Origin of the sequence: Sphingomonas glaciei (genome assembly GCF_023380025.1) — a bacterium.
GTDB classification, from domain to species: domain Bacteria; phylum Pseudomonadota; class Alphaproteobacteria; order Sphingomonadales; family Sphingomonadaceae; genus Sphingomicrobium; species Sphingomicrobium glaciei.
This window is the reverse complement of the sequence record NZ_CP097253.1, coordinates 1,930,640-1,947,500: the sequence shown is the minus strand read 5'-3', so window position 1 is coordinate 1,947,500 and position 16,861 is coordinate 1,930,640. Positions and strand designations below refer to the sequence as shown.

The following is a 16,861-nucleotide window of genomic DNA, read 5'->3' as shown; positions in this document are numbered from 1 at the left end:
ATCGAGACGCCCGGGATGATCGAAGTCCGGGCGGCGTCCGGGACGATCAACTCCGATACGCCGCGTCTCGCCCGGGACATCGTTACCGGGTTCGAGAATATCGTCGGCACCGGGCTTGGCGACGCTTTGTATGGCAACGATCTCGACAATGTCATCACACCGGGTGCAGGCGACGACATCGTCGACGGCCGGGGTGGGATCGACACCGTAGATTATTCTTCCGCCCGCGGCGCGATGACCGTGAACCTCGCGACCGAATCCTCGGTCCAGGCCGCCTCCGGCGCCAGCCCGCAGGTATATTTCTCCTTTCCCCCCGGCGCCACCTCACAGACCCGAAACGATATCTACGCCGACGACGATCGCATCTCGACCGATCAACTTTTCAAGATCGAGAACGTCACCGGCTCCAACCTCAACGACAGCATCACCGGCGACGTCAACGCAAACACATTGCGCGGGCTCGATGGGAATGACGTGATCCTCGGCGGGGCCGGCGACGACGTCATCGAAGGGGGCGCTGGCGATGACGAACTGCGGGGCGAGGACGGGGACGATACGCTGCGTGGCGGACTCGGCAACGACAAACTCTACGGCGGGGCCGGCAACGACTTCCTGTCCGAAGCCTCGGGCGACAACGGCCCGTTCGGCAACGACCTCTACGATGGCGGTGAGGGCAACGACCGGGTCAGCCTGTTCACTTCCTTCGGCCCCGGGGTCACGGTCGATCTTCGCCTGACCACCGCGCAGAACACCGGGTCGATGGGCATCGACACCTTTATCGGTATCGAACACATCACCTCCAACTACGGCAACGACACGCTGATCGGGAACGAGGCCGACAACTGGTTCTGGACCTTTAGCGGAACCGATACGCTGTCAGGCAATGGCGGGAACGACTATTTCACCGTCGGCCTTGGCGACAAGATCGCCGATGGCGGCAGCGGGAACGATACGATCGAAGTCTACGATCTCGCCTTCCAGCCCGCCTATACGTCCGCCGGAATAACCGTCTCGCTCGCGCTCCAGGGTACCGCGCAGGCGACTGGAATCGGCAACTGGACGCTCACCAACATCGAAAATCTCGGTGGATCGTTCGGCGCCGATCGCCTGACCGGTGATGGCAATGCCAACATCCTCGCCGGCGCGCAGGGCGACGACACGTTGCGTGGCGGCGGCGGCAACGACATCCTGGCCGGCGACGGCACCTTCAACCTCGACGACAATGCCGCGCCGGGGTTTCTCATCGACCCCGATTGGGTCGGCGGCAACGACATCCTCGAAGGCGGCGCGGGCGACGATACCATCCACGGCGGCGGCGGCATCGACACCGCGGTCTACCAGATCAGCCGGGCGCAGGCGTCGGTGGTGTTGAACGCCAATGGCACGGTCACCGTCAAGGCCGGCGCGGAAGGCATCGACACGCTGACCAGCATCGAGCGGATCCAGTTCAGCGATGGACTCTACTCGTTCCAGTTCGCGGGTCCGAGCGGGGTCCTGGTCAGCAACTTCGCGGTCGGTGCCGGCGGCTGGTCGAGCCAGAACAGCTATCCGCGGCACATCGCCGATGTGAACGGCGACGGCTACACCGACATCGTCGGCTTCGGTCAGTCGGGCGTGCTGGTCTCGTTCGGCTCGGCCAACGGCAGCTTCTCGGGCGCGGGGCAGGTGCTGGCAAACTTCGGACAGGCGCAGGGCTGGTCGAGCGACAATCAGTTCCACCGCGAGCTTGCCGACGTCAATGGCGACGGCCGGGCCGACATCGTCGGCTTCGGCACCGCCGGGACTTTGGTGTCGTTCGGGCGCGCCGACGGCAGCTTTAGCGATCCGATCACCGGGATCGCCAACTTCGGCGCCAACCAGGGCTGGTCGACGCAGGATGGCTTTGCCCGGGTCACCGGTGACGTCAATGGCGACGGCAGGGCCGACATCATCGGCTTCGGTGTCGCCGGCACCTTTGTTTCGCTCGGCAACGGCGACGGCACCTTCAGCGCTGCCAGGCTGACCCTAGGCGACTTCGGCAACCAGCAGGGCTGGACCAGCGACAACCAGTTTCACCGCACGGTGGCGGACGTCAACGCCGACGGGTTCGACGACATCATCGGTTTTGGCACCGCGGGAACGCTGGTGGCGCTGTCAAAGGGCGACGGCACCTTCAGCGCCACGACATTGGCCTTGAACAATTTCGGGAAGGGCCAGGGCTGGTCGACCCAGGACAGCTTTGCACGCCAGGTTGCCGACGTGAACGGCGACGGCAATGCGGATATCGTCGGGTTCGGGCTCGCCGGCACCTATGTCGCCTACGGCCTCGACAATGGCAGCTTCACGCAGGCCAGCCTCGATGTCGCAAATTTCGGCGCCAACCAGGGCTGGACCAGCGACAACATCTACCATCGCGAGCTGGCAGACATCGACAATGATGGGGCGATCGACATCGTCGGCTTCGGACAGACGGGCGTGCTTGTCGGCTATAATCTCGATTATGGCTCGCTCATCTGATCGAGACCTGACACGGGCAAGCGGTTCGTACCCTTAAACGCTGGATACGAACCGCTTGGCCGCAGCGTCCGTGCAAGGCCTGCTCCCGCCTCTTTCGAATGTTTTGAAGGGCAGATGGCCGTCGATTGCCGCCGTGTCATGCGCGACGGCGGGTACCAGCGGAGCCCCCTGACTCTTCCAAACGAACTTGCGAACTCAGGGAGGGCGACTGACCTCAAGGTCAAAGGCTCGCATACTCCCTGTAAGCGAAATTCAGCGCCTGCTCGACGCGGTCGCACCAGGCCGCAACGCCGGTCGCGTCGGCGAGCAGGTCCTGGCGGATCTCAATCTCGGCATAGGGCAGGCGGCGCGGGTAGGCGTGGAAGGGGATGGTGAAGTCGATGGTGTCCATCGCATAGGGTTCGTTGTCGCCCGCCACCAGCTCCGGGTCCCTGGCGAAGAAGGCGAGCATGGCGCGCGCGAAACGGTTGTCGCCCGCATCGTGGAGGATGCCGACCTTCCACGGCCGGTCGATGCCGCGCATCGAGGGGGTGAAGCTGTGCAACGCGATGAGGATGGTCTCCTGGCCCGCGTCGAGCCGGCGTTGAATGTCCGCGCCAATCGCCGCCTGGTAAGGCGCCTGGATGGCCGTCGCCCGGGCCGCTGCGCCGGCTTCGTCGAGGGATGCATTGGCGGCGATCGCGGTGCCGTCGCTGACCGGCGGGATTGAGTCGGGCGCTCCGGGTCGCCGGTTGCAATCGATCACCAGCCGCGAATAGGTCTGGTGAATGAAGGTCGCGTCGAGCCGGGCGGAGAGCGCGGTGCCGAGGGCGGCGATCCCGATGTCCCAGGCGATGTGCCGGGTCCGCTCCGCCTCGTCGAGGCCGAGCTCGGCCATTTCGCGCGGGATGCGGTTGCCGGCATGATCGCCGATCAGCAGGAACGGGGAAGGTGCCCCGGGGTTCAGCACATTGACGGGTGGCGGCTCATCGGCGGCCAAGATAGGAGAAACGGGTGACACTGCCGCGGTGGGCCGATTTTGCATGACGATCCTGACCATTTCTCATGTGACGCGCTACACCTACCGGCAGCCCGTGTCGTTCGGGGAGCATCGTATATTTGTCCGCCCCCGCGAAAGCTATGACCAGCATCTCCTCGAAGCGCGGCTGGATATCAGTCCCAAGCCGGCGGAGTTGCGCTGGACTCAGGACGTGTTCGGCAATTCGCTCGCGCTCGCGACCTTCGACCGGCGGGCAAAGGAACTCCGGATCGACAGCTGGATCCGCCTCAAGCACAGCCCGCTGCTTCGCGGCGAGGTCGAGATCGAGCCCTATGCCCGGCGCTATCCCTTCGGCTACTCGCCCGACGAACTTCCCGATCTGCTGCGTTCGATGGAGCGGCAGCACCATGATCCCGAGCGGATTCTCGACCACTGGGCCCGCGGCTTCGTCAAGAAGAGCGCCGAGACCGACACGCTGGCCATGCTGAGCGCGATGACCAACGCGATCCGCCGCGACTTCACCTATCTGTCGCGCGCCGAGAAGGGCACCCAGTCGCCGATCGAAACCCTGCACAAGCGCCAGGGCACCTGCCGCGATTTTGCGGTGCTGATGATCGAAGCCTGCCGTGCGCTGGGACTCGCCGCCCACTTCGTCTCCGGCTATCTGTATAATCCTAAAGGAACTTCGGGTCGCATCGGGGGTGGCAGTACACATGCGTGGGTGCGGATTTTCCTGCCCGGATCGGGCTGGGTCGAATTCGATCCGACCAACGGGATCGTCGGGAATTCTGGCTTGATCCGGGTCGCCGTCGCCCGCGATCCCGCCCAGGCCATCCCCATATCCGGCACGTGGAGCGGCTTTCCCGCCAGCGACCTCGGCATGGAAGTCACCGTCGACGTCGCGCTCGATGAGCAAGTCGAGCCCGTCATTCCGGCGATCCCCGCCGCTGTTTCAAGAAAGTAAAACCACGATGCTGATCCGCGCCGGCTACGATATCCGTTTCACCTGCCGCCAGCCGACGCCGATGATGGCCCTTCTGGGGGTCCATGAATCGCGCCACCAATATCTCAAGACCCAGCCCCGGCTGGTGAGCGATCCCGCCATCCCGATGCACGACTACAAGGACGGGTTCGGCAATATCGCCACCCGCTTCGTCCTGCCCGAGGGCGAGACCTTGCTGTCCAACAGCTTCGTGATCGAGGACAGCGGCGAGCCCGACCGCGTCTCCCCCGGCGCGATCCAGCATCCCGTGCAGGACCTTCCGGACGAGGTTCTCGTCTATCTGCTGGGCAGCCGCTACTGCGAGACCGACCGCCTGTCGGATACCGCCTGGGGGCTGTTCGGCCATGTCGAACCGGGCTGGACCCGGCTCCAGGCGATCCTCGACTTCACCCACAAGCAGATCGAGTTCGGCTATCAGCACGCTCGGTCGACCAAGACCGCCTGGGATGCGCATCAGGAGCGGCGGGGCGTGTGCCGCGACTATGCCCACCTCGCAATCGCGCTTTGCCGCTGCATGAACATCCCGGCGCGCTACTGCACCGGCTTTCTGGGCGAGATCGGCGTTCCCAAGGCAGACGCGCCGATGGATTTCTCGGCCTGGTTCGAGGCCTATCTCGGCGGCGAATGGCACACGGTCGATGCCCGGCACAATTTCCCGCGGATCGGCCGCATCCTGATGGCCCGCGGCCGGGACGCCACCGACTGCGCGCTGACCACCGCCTTCGGCTCGGCGATCCTGACCGGGTTCGACGTCCATACCGACCAGGTCGACAGCATTGACTAATCCGCTGCTCGAGGAGTGGGGCGGGCCGGCGGGATCACCTGATTTCGGTGCGGTTCGCGCCGACCAGTTCCTGCCCGCGATCGACCTCGGCATTGCGCTAAGCCGGGCCGAGCTTGCCGCGATCACCGATAACGTTGCCGCGCCCGACTTCGACAATACGATTGCCGCGCTGGAGCGCTCGGGCGCCGCGCTGGCGCGGGTGCGGCGGATTTTCTGGATGCTCGCCTCGGCCCAGGCCGACGAGAACATCCATGCGATCGAGGCCGAAGTGTCGGCGCGATTGACCGCTTGGGGCACCGAGGTCAGCCAGAATGCCGCGCTGTTTGCCCGCGTCGCCGCGGTGTGGCAGATGCGCGATCGGCTCGAACCCGAGCAGGCGCGGCTGGTCGACAACAGCTACAAGGGCTTCATCGCCGGCGGCGCGGCGCTCGACCCGGAAGCCAAGCGCCGACTGGCCGAGATCGACGAACGGCTCGGCGCGCTTGGGGTCTGCTTCGGACAGAATGTCCTTGCCGCGACCAATGCCACCGAGATCGTCGTCCCAGAGGCCGATGCGGGAGGCATCCCCGACGATCTGCGCGCGGTCGCTCTCGCTGCTGCCACGGCGAGGGGCTTGGCCGGCCAGCTGCTGTTCGGGCTCGACCGCGGCACTTACGAGGGGCTGCTGACTTTCGCCGACAGCAGAGACGTGCGCGAGCAGGTCTGGCGTGCCTTCACCTCGCGCTGCCAGTCTGGGCCCCACGACAACTACCCGATCATCGCCGAGATCGTCGCGCTGCGCGCCGAAAAGGCGCGGTTGCTCGGCTACGCTTCCTATGCCGACTTCGCACTGGAAGATGCGATGGCCAAGACTCCCGCCGCCGCCGCGGGGCTGATGGACCGGGTCTGGCAGCCGGGCCTGCTGCAGGCCGAACGCGAAGCGGAAGCACTGCAGCAGATCATCGACCGCGACGGCGGCGGCTTCAGGCTGGCGGCCTGGGACTGGCGCTATTTCTCCGACCGCGTGCGGCGCGAGCGATTTTCCTATGATGCCGGCGCGATCCGCTCGAAGCTGTCGCTGGGCAAGGTCCGTGCGGCCGTCTTCGCCGCTGCCGAGCGCCTCTACGGGCTGCGCTTCACCCGCCGCCCCGACGTGTCGGTCTACCATCCCGATGTCGTCGCCTGGTCGGTCGACAATGACGACGGCACGCCGCTGGGCCTGCTGTTCACCGACTATCTCGCGCGGCCCGAAAAGCATGGCGGGGCCTGGATGGGCAGCCTTCGCGTGCAGGAGAAGATCGATCATCCCGTGCGGCCGATCGTTTACACGGTCGCCAACTTCACCCGGGCCGAGCGCGAAGACGATACCTTGCTGTCGCTCGACGAGGCGCGCACGCTGTTTCACGAATTCGGGCACGCGCTCCACGCCCTGCTATCCGACGTCACCTATCCCAGCCTCGCCGGGACGGCCGTCGCCCGCGACTTCGTCGAATTCCCAAGCAAGCTGATGGAGCATTGGGTCGCCTCGCCCGAAGCGTTGCGCGGGTTCGGCATTCCCGCCGACCTCGCCGATGCCGTCGCACGCGCGGAAACCTTTGGGCAGGGATTTGCCACGATCGAGTTCCTCGCCTCGGCAATTGTCGACCTGAAGCTCCACGAAACGCAGCCGCCGCCAAGCGATATCGCCGGCTTCGAACGCAATACGCTTGCCGCGCTTCACATGCCCGAGGCGATCGGGATGCGTCACCGGCTGGCCTATTTCACCCATGTCTTCGACGGTGGCTACGCCAGCGCCTACTACAGTTACCTGTGGGCGGAGGTGCTCGACGCCGACGTGTTCGAGGCCTTTACCGCGACAGGCAACCTGTTCGACCGCGAGCTTGCCGACCGCCTCAGGCGCGAGGTCCTGGCGCAGGGGGACGCGCGCGATCCGATGCAGTCGTTCACTGCCTTCCGCGGCCGCGAGCCCGATGAAGCAGCGCTGTTGCGCGCTCGCTGCCTGGCCTGACGATGGCGGCGCGCAAGGCCTTTGACGAATTGTGGGGGCAGGGCCGCGGCGAGACCGCGCGTGCCGGGTTCGAGCAGCTTGGCGACTGGGTAAAGAATACTCCGGTCACGGAACTGGCCCGGCGCCAGGCCACCGCCGAAGCCGCCTTCCGCAATCTCGGCATCACCTTCAATGTCTATGGGGATGAGGAGGCGGGGGAGCGGATCATACCGTTCGACATCATCCCGCGGCTGTTCACATCCGCCGAGTGGGACAAATTGTCGCGCGGGCTCGAGCAGCGGGTCCGTGCGCTTAATGCCTTTGTCGCCGACGTCTACGGGCCGCGGCACATCCTCAAGGACAAGGTTGTCCCAGAGGACGTCATCCTCGGCAATCCGCAATTCTGCGTTCCTGCCAACGGCGCCGCGCCGCCGCACGGCATCTACACCCACATCTGCGGGATCGACATCGTCCGCACTGGCGCCGACGACTTCTTCGTCCTCGAGGACAATGCCCGAACGCCGTCCGGCGTGTCCTACATGCTCGAGAATCGCGAGGCGATGCTGCGGCTCTGCCCCGAATTGTTCGCGCAGCTCGCAGTGCAGCCGATCGACATCTATCCCGACCTCTTGCGCGACATGCTCTATTCGGTCGCGCCGCGCGGATCGCAGGATCCGGTCTGCGTCCTTCTCACCCCGGGCCATTACAACAGCGCCTTCTACGAGCACAGCTTCCTTGCCGACAGCATGGGGATCGAGCTGGTCGAGGGCCGCGATCTCGAGGTCGCGGACGACATCGTCTACATGCGCACGATCGAGGGGCCGGTCCGGGTCGACGTCATCTATCGCCGGGTCGACGACGCCTTCCTCGATCCGCTGGTGTTCAGGCCGGACAGCGGGCTTGGCGTCCCCGGACTGATGGCGGCCTATCGCGCAGGCAACGTGACCATCGTCAACGCGCCGGGCACGGGAATCGCCGACGACAAGGCGGTCTACAGCTTCATGCCGGAGATCGTCCGCTATTACATGGGCGGTGAAGCGCTGCTCCCCAATGTCGAGACCTTCCGCTGCCGCGAGGCGGAGGCGCTGCGCTATACGCTCGACCATCTCGAGCAGCTGGTGGTGAAGCTAGTCGACGGATCGGGCGGCTACGGGATGCTGGTCGGTCCGACTGCTTCGAAACAGGAAATTGCCGACTTCCGGACCGCGCTGACAGCCGAACCGCAGCGCTATATCGCGCAGCCGACGCTGGCTCTGTCGACGGTGCCGACGCTGACCGACGCCGGAATCGCACCGCGCCATGTCGATTTCCGGCCGTTCATCCTGAGCGGCGCCGATCGCGTGACCATCGTTCCCGGCGGCCTCACCCGGGTTGCGCTGGAAGAGGGATCGCTGGTCGTCAATTCGAGCCAGGGCGGGGGCACCAAGGACAGCCTGATCATCGCCGCGCCGCCGGCCAATGGCGACGAGGAGGAGCAACATGCTCTCCCGTACGGCGGCTAACCTCTACTGGATCGGGCGCTACATGGAGCGCGCCGAATTCACCACCCGGCTGATCGAGGCGACCCTGCGCCTGTCGTCGCTATCCTATGGCGCCGACGCCGCCAGCGCGACCTGGGAAAGCGCGCTCGCGGTGGTCGGCCGCGGGCCTGCGCCGGGAGAGACCGCATCGCCCGGCGCGACGACGTTCAACGTCTGCCGAACGCTCGCGCTCGACATGGAAAACCCCAACTCGATCCGCTCCTGCCTTTCGCGGGCCCGCGACAACGCACGGTCGGCGCGCAACGCCTTGTCTTCGGAGGTGTGGCAGGCGATCAACCGGGCCTGGCTGGACGTCGGCGACCGCACCAGCCCAGGCGGAATCCAGAATACCCTGGCTTTGGTCGAAACCCTCAAGGCCAACAGCCGCGGGTTCGAGGGCGCCCTGGCGCGCATGCTGCGTCACGAAGGCTTCTGGTTCATGCGCCTCGGCTCGGCGATCGAGCGCGGGGACAACAGCGCTCGCCTGCTCGACGTCAAATATTACCTCCTGCTGCCCAAGGGGCAGAAGGTCGGCGGCGTGCTCGACCATGACCAGTGGACTGCGATCCTGCAGACGGTCTCGGCGCGCAACGCCTACCGCCTGTTCTATCACGACACGCCCAAGCCGTGGCTGGTCGCCGACCTGCTGCTGTTCCGCAGCGAGCTGCCGCGCTCGATCACCGGCTCGGCCGCCGAGGTCGTCGACCTGCTGGCCGAGATCGGGGGCCGGACGGGGCGGCAGGGTGAGGCCGACCGCCTGGCGCGCCTGCGGCATTCGCGATTGTCCGAAACCAACATCGACGAGGTGTTCCGCAACGGCCTTCACGAATTCCTGAAGGACAGCATCGACGAGAATGCACAGGTCGATACCGCCATCTCGCAGCAGTTCCGGTTTCCCTGATGCACCTGACGATCAGCCATCGCACGCGCTATCGCTTCACCCGGCCGCTGGCCGCGGCGGTGCAGATGCTTCGGCTGACACCGCAAAGCTGCCTCAACCAGACGGTGCTCGACTGGCGGATCGACGTCGACTGCGACGCCCGCCTGCGGGAATCGCGCGACGGCTACGGCAATTGCCTGACCGCGCTGTATGTCGACCAGCCGGTCACCACCCTGACGATCACCGCCAAGGGGCAGGTGGTGACCGACGATCGCGCCGGGGTGGTCTCGGGCCTATCGAGCGATCTTCCGCCGGGGGTGTTCCTGCGCCCGACGGCGCTGACTATGCCCGATGACGCGATCCGTGCCTTTGCGAAGGAAGTCGCGGCCAGGGTTTCGTCACCGCTCGATCGCCTCCATGCTCTCAGCGCCAGCCTGGCCGAGCGGATGACGTTCGATGCGGCGACTTCCGTCGTCTCGACCAGTGCCGCCGATGCCTTGGCCGCCGGGCGCGGGGTGTGCCAGGATTACGCCCACATCTTCATCGCCGCGGCGCGCGCCGGCAATATTCCCGCCCGCTACGTGTCCGGCCATCTCTATCGCCGCGACGGGGCCGGCACCCAGCCTGCCAGCCACGCCTGGACCGAAGCGTGGGTCGACAACCTCGGCTGGGTCGCGTTCGACCCGACCAACGGCATCTGCGCCGACGATGCCTATGTGCGTGTCGCTTCCGGGCTGGACTTCGCCGACGTGTCGCCGATCGTCGGCACCCGGCGCGGTGGCGGCCAGGAGGACATGACGGTCGAAGTCCAGGTCACCCGCACGGCGCTCAAGCGCCAATCGCAGCGGCAGGGCCGGGGTGGAAACTGGCAGTCGCAATCGCAGGGCTGAAGAGGCGCGTATCAGTCCTTGCGGATGAGGATCAGCGACACGTTGTCGGGAGCGCCCCGATGCAGCACCAGTTCGATCAGCCGATCGGCAACAGCGTCGAGCGAGCTGCCAGACAGCTCGTCGGCTATCTCGTCGTCGGGGACCACCCGGGTCAGGCCATCGCTGGCGAGCAGGAAGAGATCGCCGTCCTGTGCATCACCCGAGACGATCTCCAGCCTTAGTTCCTCCGTTACGCCGACCGCGCGGGTGACGACATTGGACTGGGGATGATCCAGCGCCTCGTCGGGGCGCAACATCCCGGCGCTAACCAGTTCCTGCACCAGGCTGTGATCGCGCGACAATTGGACCAGCTTGCCGGCGCGCAGGCGATAGGCCCTGCTGTCCCCGGCCCAGAAGCACCTGCACTCGGGGCCGGCGATGGCGAGGCCGACCACCGTGCTGCCGATCGTTCGGGGCAGGCCTTCACCGCGCGCGAGGACGATCAGTTCGTGGTTGATCTTGAACAGTGCGGCGGCGGCGGCATCGACCAGTTCATCGATGTCGTAGACGATCGGAAGTTGCTGCAGGGCTTGGGCGGTCTTGCTGCTGGCGACATCCCCGGCCTCGTGCCCGCCCATGCCGTCCGCCACCGCCCACAGGCCGCGCTCGGTCCGGACCATAAGCGCATCCTCGTTGATCCGGCGCTTGAGTCCCACGTGGGTCCGACTGACGCATTGAAAGCCCATGGAGTGCACCCCGCTGCCGCGTCCGGGTGACTAGCATTTGCAAGCCGTTTATGCGATCCCGGTTAACAGCTTCGTGGGGGCTGGTCGCGCATGAGCAAGGCGTATTCGAACAAGGCCCTGCCGCCGGGGACCGTGCTTCGCGAGTGGCGGCTGGAAGAGGTGCTTGGAGTCGGCGGCTTCGGCATCGTCTACAAGGCGCGCGGAATTTACTTCAACGAACTGGTCGCGATTAAGGAATATTTCCCGAGTTCGATCAGCGAGCGCGACGAGGAAGCGACGGTCGTCCCGATCGATTCCGATGCCGAGGAAGTCCATGCGCTCGGCCTGAAGAAGTTCGTTGAGGAAGCCAAGCTGCTGTGGAACCTCTCCACCCCCAGCCGGCACCCCAACATCGTCAGCGTTCGCAGCCTGTTCGAGATTCACGGCACCGCCTATATGGTGATGGACTTCGAGGACGGGACCTCGCTGTCGCGCCTGCTGAAGAACGGCGGGCGCTTCAACGAGCGCAGCCTGTGGGACATCATCGCGCCGATCTCCGAGGGACTCGACCGGGCGCACCGGGTCGGCGTGCTCCACCGCGACATCAAGCCGCCAAACATCCTGATCACCCCCGAAGGCCGGTCGGTCCTGATCGACTTCGGCTCCGCCCGGTTCGACACCGCGGAGGCGACCAGCACCCAGGTCACCTTCCACACCCCGCCCTACGCGGCGATCGAACAATATGTGAAAACCTACCAGCAGGGCCCGTGGACCGACATCTACGCGCTCGGCGTGGTGCTTTACGAGTGCGTCACCGGGACCAAACCGCCCGAGGTGCTGGAGCGGCTTCATGGCGGGCAGGGGCAGCCGCTCGGCGCCGGCAAGTGGCCCGGCTACAGCAAGAAGTTCCTGGCCGCGATCGACACCGCGATGACGATCAAGCCCGAGGAGCGGCCGCAATCGATCACCCAATGGCTGGCGCTGTTCCCGCAAGGGGCGGCGGCCGGCGCGGACAGCGAGGATGAGGAGCGCACGCGCTTCACCATCAACGAGGTGGCGGTGCAGGAGATCGTTCCGGTCGCGCCGCCCGCCGACGTGGCCGACGTGCCGATCGAGACCAATGTCCCGGACACGCCGGGCGAAGCCAGGTTCAAGCGCGCCGGCCACGAGACGGGCGTCGCGCGCAAGTCCGCGGAGCCTGTCGTCCCGGCGGTAGTCAAGGAGGAGCCGCCGGCCAAGCTAGCCGAGCCGGTCCGCAAGCCCGCTGCCGCGCCTGTGCCCTCGCCTGCGGCTGCGGGTCGCAAGAAGGGGCCTTTGATCGCAGCAGCCGTCGCCGCGGTCGTGGCGGTCGGCGCGGCTGGCTGGAGCTTGATGCCGAGGACCAACACGGACGCGCTGACCGCGCCTGCGGGACCGGCTACCGGCGCTCCTGCAGCTGTTGCCACTTACTCGGGACCGGATACGGGAATGCTCGCGCCCGGCCTCAAGGCGCTGGCCGAAGAGGCTCGCGCGGCGGGCGCGCCGGACAGCGCGATCGCGGCACTGACTGCGGCGAGCGAGAAGCTGGCCGGTGACCAGGCGCAGGTGCAGACGCTGCTCGGCGATCCGGCCCGGTCAGGCGAGGCGGCCGCCTTGCAGGCCTCGATGAACGAGGCTGCGCTGACCGCCGACAAGGCCTTTGCGGCCGTGCTGGCCGAGGATGCGACGCTGCGGCGGCAGCGACTGGCGGGCGCTGCTCCGTGGACCGATCCGGGCGGCACTGCCGTCCCGAGCAGTTCGGCGGAACGGTCCTACCTGTCGCGCCTGAACGGCCAGTCGGGGGAGTTCCAGACCGCCGCGCAGGCAGTGAACGGGGCGGCGGACGCGGCCGCCTCGTCCGCCGCGGCGCGTGAGATGCTGGGCAGGTATCGCGCCTGGCGGGCGACACTGGCCAGCGTCCCGACCGCCAAGTTGGCAGCGGTGCAGACGAAGGTCGAGCGGGAGCCCCCGGCCAGGGCCGCCGCCCTGCCAAAGGCTGTCGCCGCGGCCACATCGACTGCGAAGCCGGCCGCGCCGACAACTGCAGCGCCGGTTGCGAGCGCGGCCGGAGCGGCGTCGGCGGCGAAGCTGGGCGAGATGAACGGCATCATCGACGAAGCGCGCGGCATGGCGCGGCAGGTGATGCGGGCCGATCGCGGCGAGAATGGCCGCCTGGCGCGCGGCTATGACGATTATCTGAAGGTGCTGAAGCGGTCCGCGCGAACGGCGACGACCAACGCACAGGCCGACACCATCATCACGAGTGCCAAGCGTACCCGGGCCTATCTCGTGTTCCTCGTCAAGCAGACCCAAGCGCAATAATCGGCGCGGTACTTCACGCACCCTTCGCAGAGGACCAACGATGCTGCTGACCTTCGTGGTGGCGATCGGCCTGATCGGCGGCTGCTTCCTGATCCACTTATGGACGCTCGAACGCCTCGGTCGCTGGATCTACCGGCGCCAGGACAAGATACGTCACCCGTTTCCGATCATCCTCACCGTGATCTTCCTGGCGCACCTAGTGGAGGTGGTCCTCTACGCGCTCGGCCTATCGCTGCTGGACTGGGCAGGGGAGGGCGAACTGACCGGTGCGATCGTCGGCGGGCCCGGCTGGTTCGCAGACCATTTCTATTTCTCGATCGCGTCCTACACGACGCTCGGCATCGGTGACATCCTACCGCATGGCAACATCCGGATCGTCGCTGGTCTCGAGGCCTTAAACGGACTGGTGCTGGTCGCCTGGAGCGCGTCCTTCACCTACCTGATCATGGAGCGGCTGTGGGGGCGCCAGGGCCCGGGCGAGAAGATCTGATCAGGCGGGGATTTCCAGCGAGCGTTCGCGATAGGCGATCGTCCATTCGTTGAGATCCGCGAGCATGATCGATGCCGCATGCTCGAACTCTCGGGACAGGCCTTCCGCGTCGGATACCTTGCCGAGCCGCGCCGCGGAAGCATCGAGTGCGGTGGCGGAGCTGACCGAGCGGCTGGCCGCAAGCAGATGCTCGCCGTGTCCGCGCAGGCCGAAGATGGCGGCGCCGACGGCTGGAAGGCCTGCGGTGAGGAAGATGAAGGCGTTGGTCAGCGACTTGGCGACGTCGTGGATGAGGACATAGCCGACGAGGTAGAGGCAGCAGACGCAGATCACCGCGCCGATCAGGAAGTTTCCGACCTCGTGCAGGCGGTGGTCGAGCTTGCTCATCCGCGCGGCGTTGATGCGGTGATACTCGGCCTGCGGGATGATCTGTTCTTCGCTGAATTGGCGCGCCAAGGTGGCCGTCTCGGATGGGCCGATCGATCCGGTCGGGCTGTCCATCTCGCGCCAGACTGCCGCCGCATACCAGCGGGTCCAGTCGGCGCCGGTCTCGCAGTGGGCATTGCCGCGGACGAAGTCGCTTCGGAACGGCGTGCTGATCAGGCCGGTGCCCTTGAGGAAGTAGAGCGGACGCAGCGACTCCGCCAAGTGCCGGTACTGCAGCCAGCGGCGGTGCCAGTCGCCCTCCGTCCCCGCACGTGTGTTGCGGAACAGCAGGGCGATGGCGCCCAGTTCGGCGATCACCAGATACACCTTGGCCGCGGGAAGCAGCAGCCCGACCAGCGCCAGCAGCACCGCCGATGCGGACAGGACGTAATTGGCGACATGCCCGCTGCGGAACATCTGGGCGTAGCGGATGGCGAGCAGATTGGCCCAGGCATAGGTCGCGAGATCGGGGCGGCGGACCCGGTCGGAGGCGGGGGGCGGCGCCTCGCGCCAGGCGGCGCGGGGCAGGCTTTTCACGAACAGGGTGGTGAGCAGAAGGGGATATTCCAGCCGCCAGTTATGGCGCCGGGTGGTCTCGGCATAATAATCGGTGATGTGCTGTCGTTCGTCGGCCGTATGCGGAAGCAGGGTATCGCCAAGCAGCGCGTCATAGGTGTCCGGCGTGCCGAAGGGGCTGACCCTAGGGGCGCCGACTTCGCCGTCGGACAGCAGGCGAAGCGTGCCGCTTTGCCCGCCGTCGCGATCGACCAGCAGATGGATGATCGGCACGCCGTTGGCGAGCGCCTGGTCGACCACGTGCCCGGTCCCGCCAGGCCCGTTCGCGGCGCCGCCGTCCCAGATTGCGACTAGGATATCGGCCGCGGCGACGACGGCCTTGCCGACCAGGACATAGGCGCCCTCTTCGTCGGACCGCTGTCCGGGAAGCGAGAACAACTGGTCGGCGGCACTCAGCTCGCGCTCGAAGTCGGCGCGCTCGGCCCGTCCGGTGAAGTCAGCGCGATAGTCGTCGGGGGCGAAGGGCAGCAGGGCACGGATCTCGAACGCGCTTGCCCGCGCGCCCCGGGCCGCCAGTTGATCGGCGCCCGACGCGAGCGGCGTGTGCAGCCGCAGCTGGGGCGGAGCGGGATCGAACAAGGCTCGTTCCCGCGCATGCAGGCGGTTCATCCCCGCTGCCAGCTGGCGGAACACCTCGTCGACGACGGGGACCAGATCGTCGATCAGGTCGGTGGGAAGGATGGAAGCCCGATGCCCTGTGATGCCGACATTGAGCGTGAGCCGCGGCCGCGGCGGATGAGCAACTTCCAGAAAACCCCCCTTCGCGCGCCGGGCTCAACCGACGGCGTATCTCCGTTGGCTCATCACCCGCGCGCTGCGCACCTGATGCCGCATGCTCACCGTTCCGACGGTCAGGACCGATCCGACGGCCAACGACGCCGAGCGCTCGACCCGCTTTCCATCGACATAAGTGCCGTTGGTCGAGCCGAGATCGGTGATCCTGAGCGCGTTTCCGTCCAGTTCGACCAGGCAGTGCGACCGCGACACCTGCCGATCCGAAAGGATGATGTCGGCGGGTGGGGAGCGTCCGATCCGCAGCCCTTGCGGCGCGACGATATAGCGGCGCTCGCCATGCTCCTCGGTGCTGATCTCGAGGCAGTGGAAAATGTCCTGGCAGTCGGCGCCGACGAAAAATTGCGTGGCCTGCGAATCGTCATTGTCCTGCGGCGGGACCATCGCCGGCTGGTGCGGTGGCGCCTGCTGTTCGCGCTGCAGGGGAAGCGCGGCAGCGAAAGGCACCGGCTGCGCAGCAGGCTTTTCAGCGGCCGGACCTGCGGTCCTTGCGCGGCGATCACCGACCAGCCGGGCGATGTCGTCGACCAGCCCTTTCCACCGCGGATCGTTCTTGTCGCCGATCCAGTCGGCAAGATCGTTGGTGTGCGTCAGCTCAAAGATGATCGGGCGTTCGCATTGTTCGATGATGACGGGGATCAGCTTGCCCTGGCGGTCGGCCAGCGTCGCTTCCGCACGGACCCAGCGCGAGGCGACCGAGCGCGGGGACCACAGGACGATCGCCGCCGCTGCGGCACGCAATTCACGTTCGATGACCTGGTCGAAGCTTTCGCCCGAATGGAGCGCGGCATCCCACCAGACGGTGAAGCCGTCTTCCTCGAGGCACTTGGCGAAGTGCCGGGCGGCGGCGCGATCGTCACGACTGTAGGAAATGAAGATATCGCGCCCGGCCAAATCGCACCTCTGCTCAAAGATTCAGCTTTTCTGGTGATTCGACGCCCAAAAACTTTGCTTAACCAAGGTTTACCAGATCGGTCTGGTCTTGACGAATCCAAAGGTGAAGTCGCGTCCGAAG

At 66.4% G+C, this 16,861-nt stretch carries 13 protein-coding genes (1 of these 13 only partly in view); 9 read left to right on the top strand and 4 right to left on the bottom strand.

What is annotated here, in order from left to right; all coding sequences use genetic code 11:
* On the top strand, positions 1-2,496 hold the 3' portion of the coding sequence (locus tag M1K48_RS09440) for a calcium-binding protein (RefSeq protein WP_249454737.1). The gene continues 954 nt to the left of window position 1, outside the view; only the last 2,496 of its 3,450 coding nucleotides appear in the window; its start codon lies beyond the left edge, outside the window; the stop codon is at positions 2,494-2,496.
* 220 nt (positions 2,497-2,716) lie between these two features.
* Here the strand turns inward: M1K48_RS09440 and M1K48_RS09435 are convergent, their stop codons facing one another.
* A complete protein-coding gene (locus M1K48_RS09435; RefSeq protein ID WP_249454735.1) occupies positions 2,717-3,520 on the bottom strand; it encodes an N-formylglutamate amidohydrolase in 804 nt (267 codons plus the stop codon).
* Between M1K48_RS09435 and M1K48_RS09430 the strand changes: the two genes are divergently transcribed.
* The 6 genes from M1K48_RS09430 to M1K48_RS09405 are packed head-to-tail and all read left to right on the top strand — an operon-like array spanning position 3,519 to position 10,518.
* Positions 3,519-4,439, top strand: a complete 921-nt coding sequence (locus M1K48_RS09430; RefSeq protein ID WP_249454734.1) for a transglutaminase family protein — start codon at positions 3,519-3,521, stop codon at positions 4,437-4,439. The genes M1K48_RS09435 and M1K48_RS09430 overlap by 2 nt on opposite strands.
* A gap of 7 nt (positions 4,440-4,446) precedes the next feature.
* A complete protein-coding gene (locus tag M1K48_RS09425) occupies positions 4,447-5,262 on the top strand; it encodes a transglutaminase-like domain-containing protein (RefSeq protein ID WP_249454733.1) in 816 nt (271 codons plus the stop codon).
* Positions 5,255-7,249, top strand: coding sequence for a M3 family metallopeptidase (locus tag M1K48_RS09420; RefSeq protein ID WP_249454732.1), 1,995 nt, complete (start codon positions 5,255-5,257; stop codon positions 7,247-7,249). Before M1K48_RS09425 ends, M1K48_RS09420 begins: the two co-directional genes overlap by 8 nt.
* Positions 7,250-7,251: 2 nt before the next feature.
* On the top strand, positions 7,252-8,730 hold the full coding sequence (locus M1K48_RS09415; protein WP_249454731.1) for a circularly permuted type 2 ATP-grasp protein: 1,479 nt from the start codon (positions 7,252-7,254) through the stop codon (positions 8,728-8,730).
* A complete protein-coding gene (locus tag M1K48_RS09410; protein WP_249454730.1) occupies positions 8,708-9,649 on the top strand; it encodes an alpha-E domain-containing protein in 942 nt (313 codons plus the stop codon). Before M1K48_RS09415 ends, M1K48_RS09410 begins: the two co-directional genes overlap by 23 nt.
* The gene (locus M1K48_RS09405; protein ID WP_249454729.1) at positions 9,649-10,518 is read left to right on the top strand and encodes a transglutaminase family protein; all 870 of its coding nucleotides are present in this window, start codon (positions 9,649-9,651) and stop codon (positions 10,516-10,518) included. Before M1K48_RS09410 ends, M1K48_RS09405 begins: the two co-directional genes overlap by 1 nt.
* Before the next feature lie 11 nt (positions 10,519-10,529).
* Here M1K48_RS09405 and M1K48_RS09400 read toward each other — a convergent pair whose 3' ends face one another.
* A complete protein-coding gene (locus M1K48_RS09400; protein ID WP_249454728.1) occupies positions 10,530-11,213 on the bottom strand; it encodes a PP2C family protein-serine/threonine phosphatase in 684 nt (227 codons plus the stop codon).
* Positions 11,214-11,333: 120 nt separating this feature from the next.
* On the opposite strand from M1K48_RS09400, the gene M1K48_RS09395 reads away from it, so the two are divergent.
* Together M1K48_RS09395 and M1K48_RS09390 are read left to right on the top strand one after the other, a co-directional pair.
* The gene (locus tag M1K48_RS09395; RefSeq protein ID WP_249454727.1) at positions 11,334-13,562 is read left to right on the top strand and encodes a serine/threonine protein kinase; all 2,229 of its coding nucleotides are present in this window, start codon (positions 11,334-11,336) and stop codon (positions 13,560-13,562) included.
* A gap of 40 nt (positions 13,563-13,602) precedes the next feature.
* Entirely contained in the window at positions 13,603-14,052 is a 450-nt protein-coding gene (locus M1K48_RS09390; protein WP_249454726.1) for an ion channel, read from the top strand.
* Here M1K48_RS09390 and M1K48_RS09385 read toward each other — a convergent pair whose 3' ends face one another.
* Positions 14,053-15,663, bottom strand: a complete 1,611-nt coding sequence (locus tag M1K48_RS09385) for a hypothetical protein (RefSeq protein WP_249454725.1) — start codon at positions 15,661-15,663, stop codon at positions 14,053-14,055.
* 165 nt (positions 15,664-15,828) lie between these two features.
* The gene (locus tag M1K48_RS09380; protein WP_249454724.1) at positions 15,829-16,740 is read right to left on the bottom strand and encodes a TIR domain-containing protein; all 912 of its coding nucleotides are present in this window, start codon (positions 16,738-16,740) and stop codon (positions 15,829-15,831) included.
* Positions 16,741-16,861 lie beyond the last annotated feature (121 nt).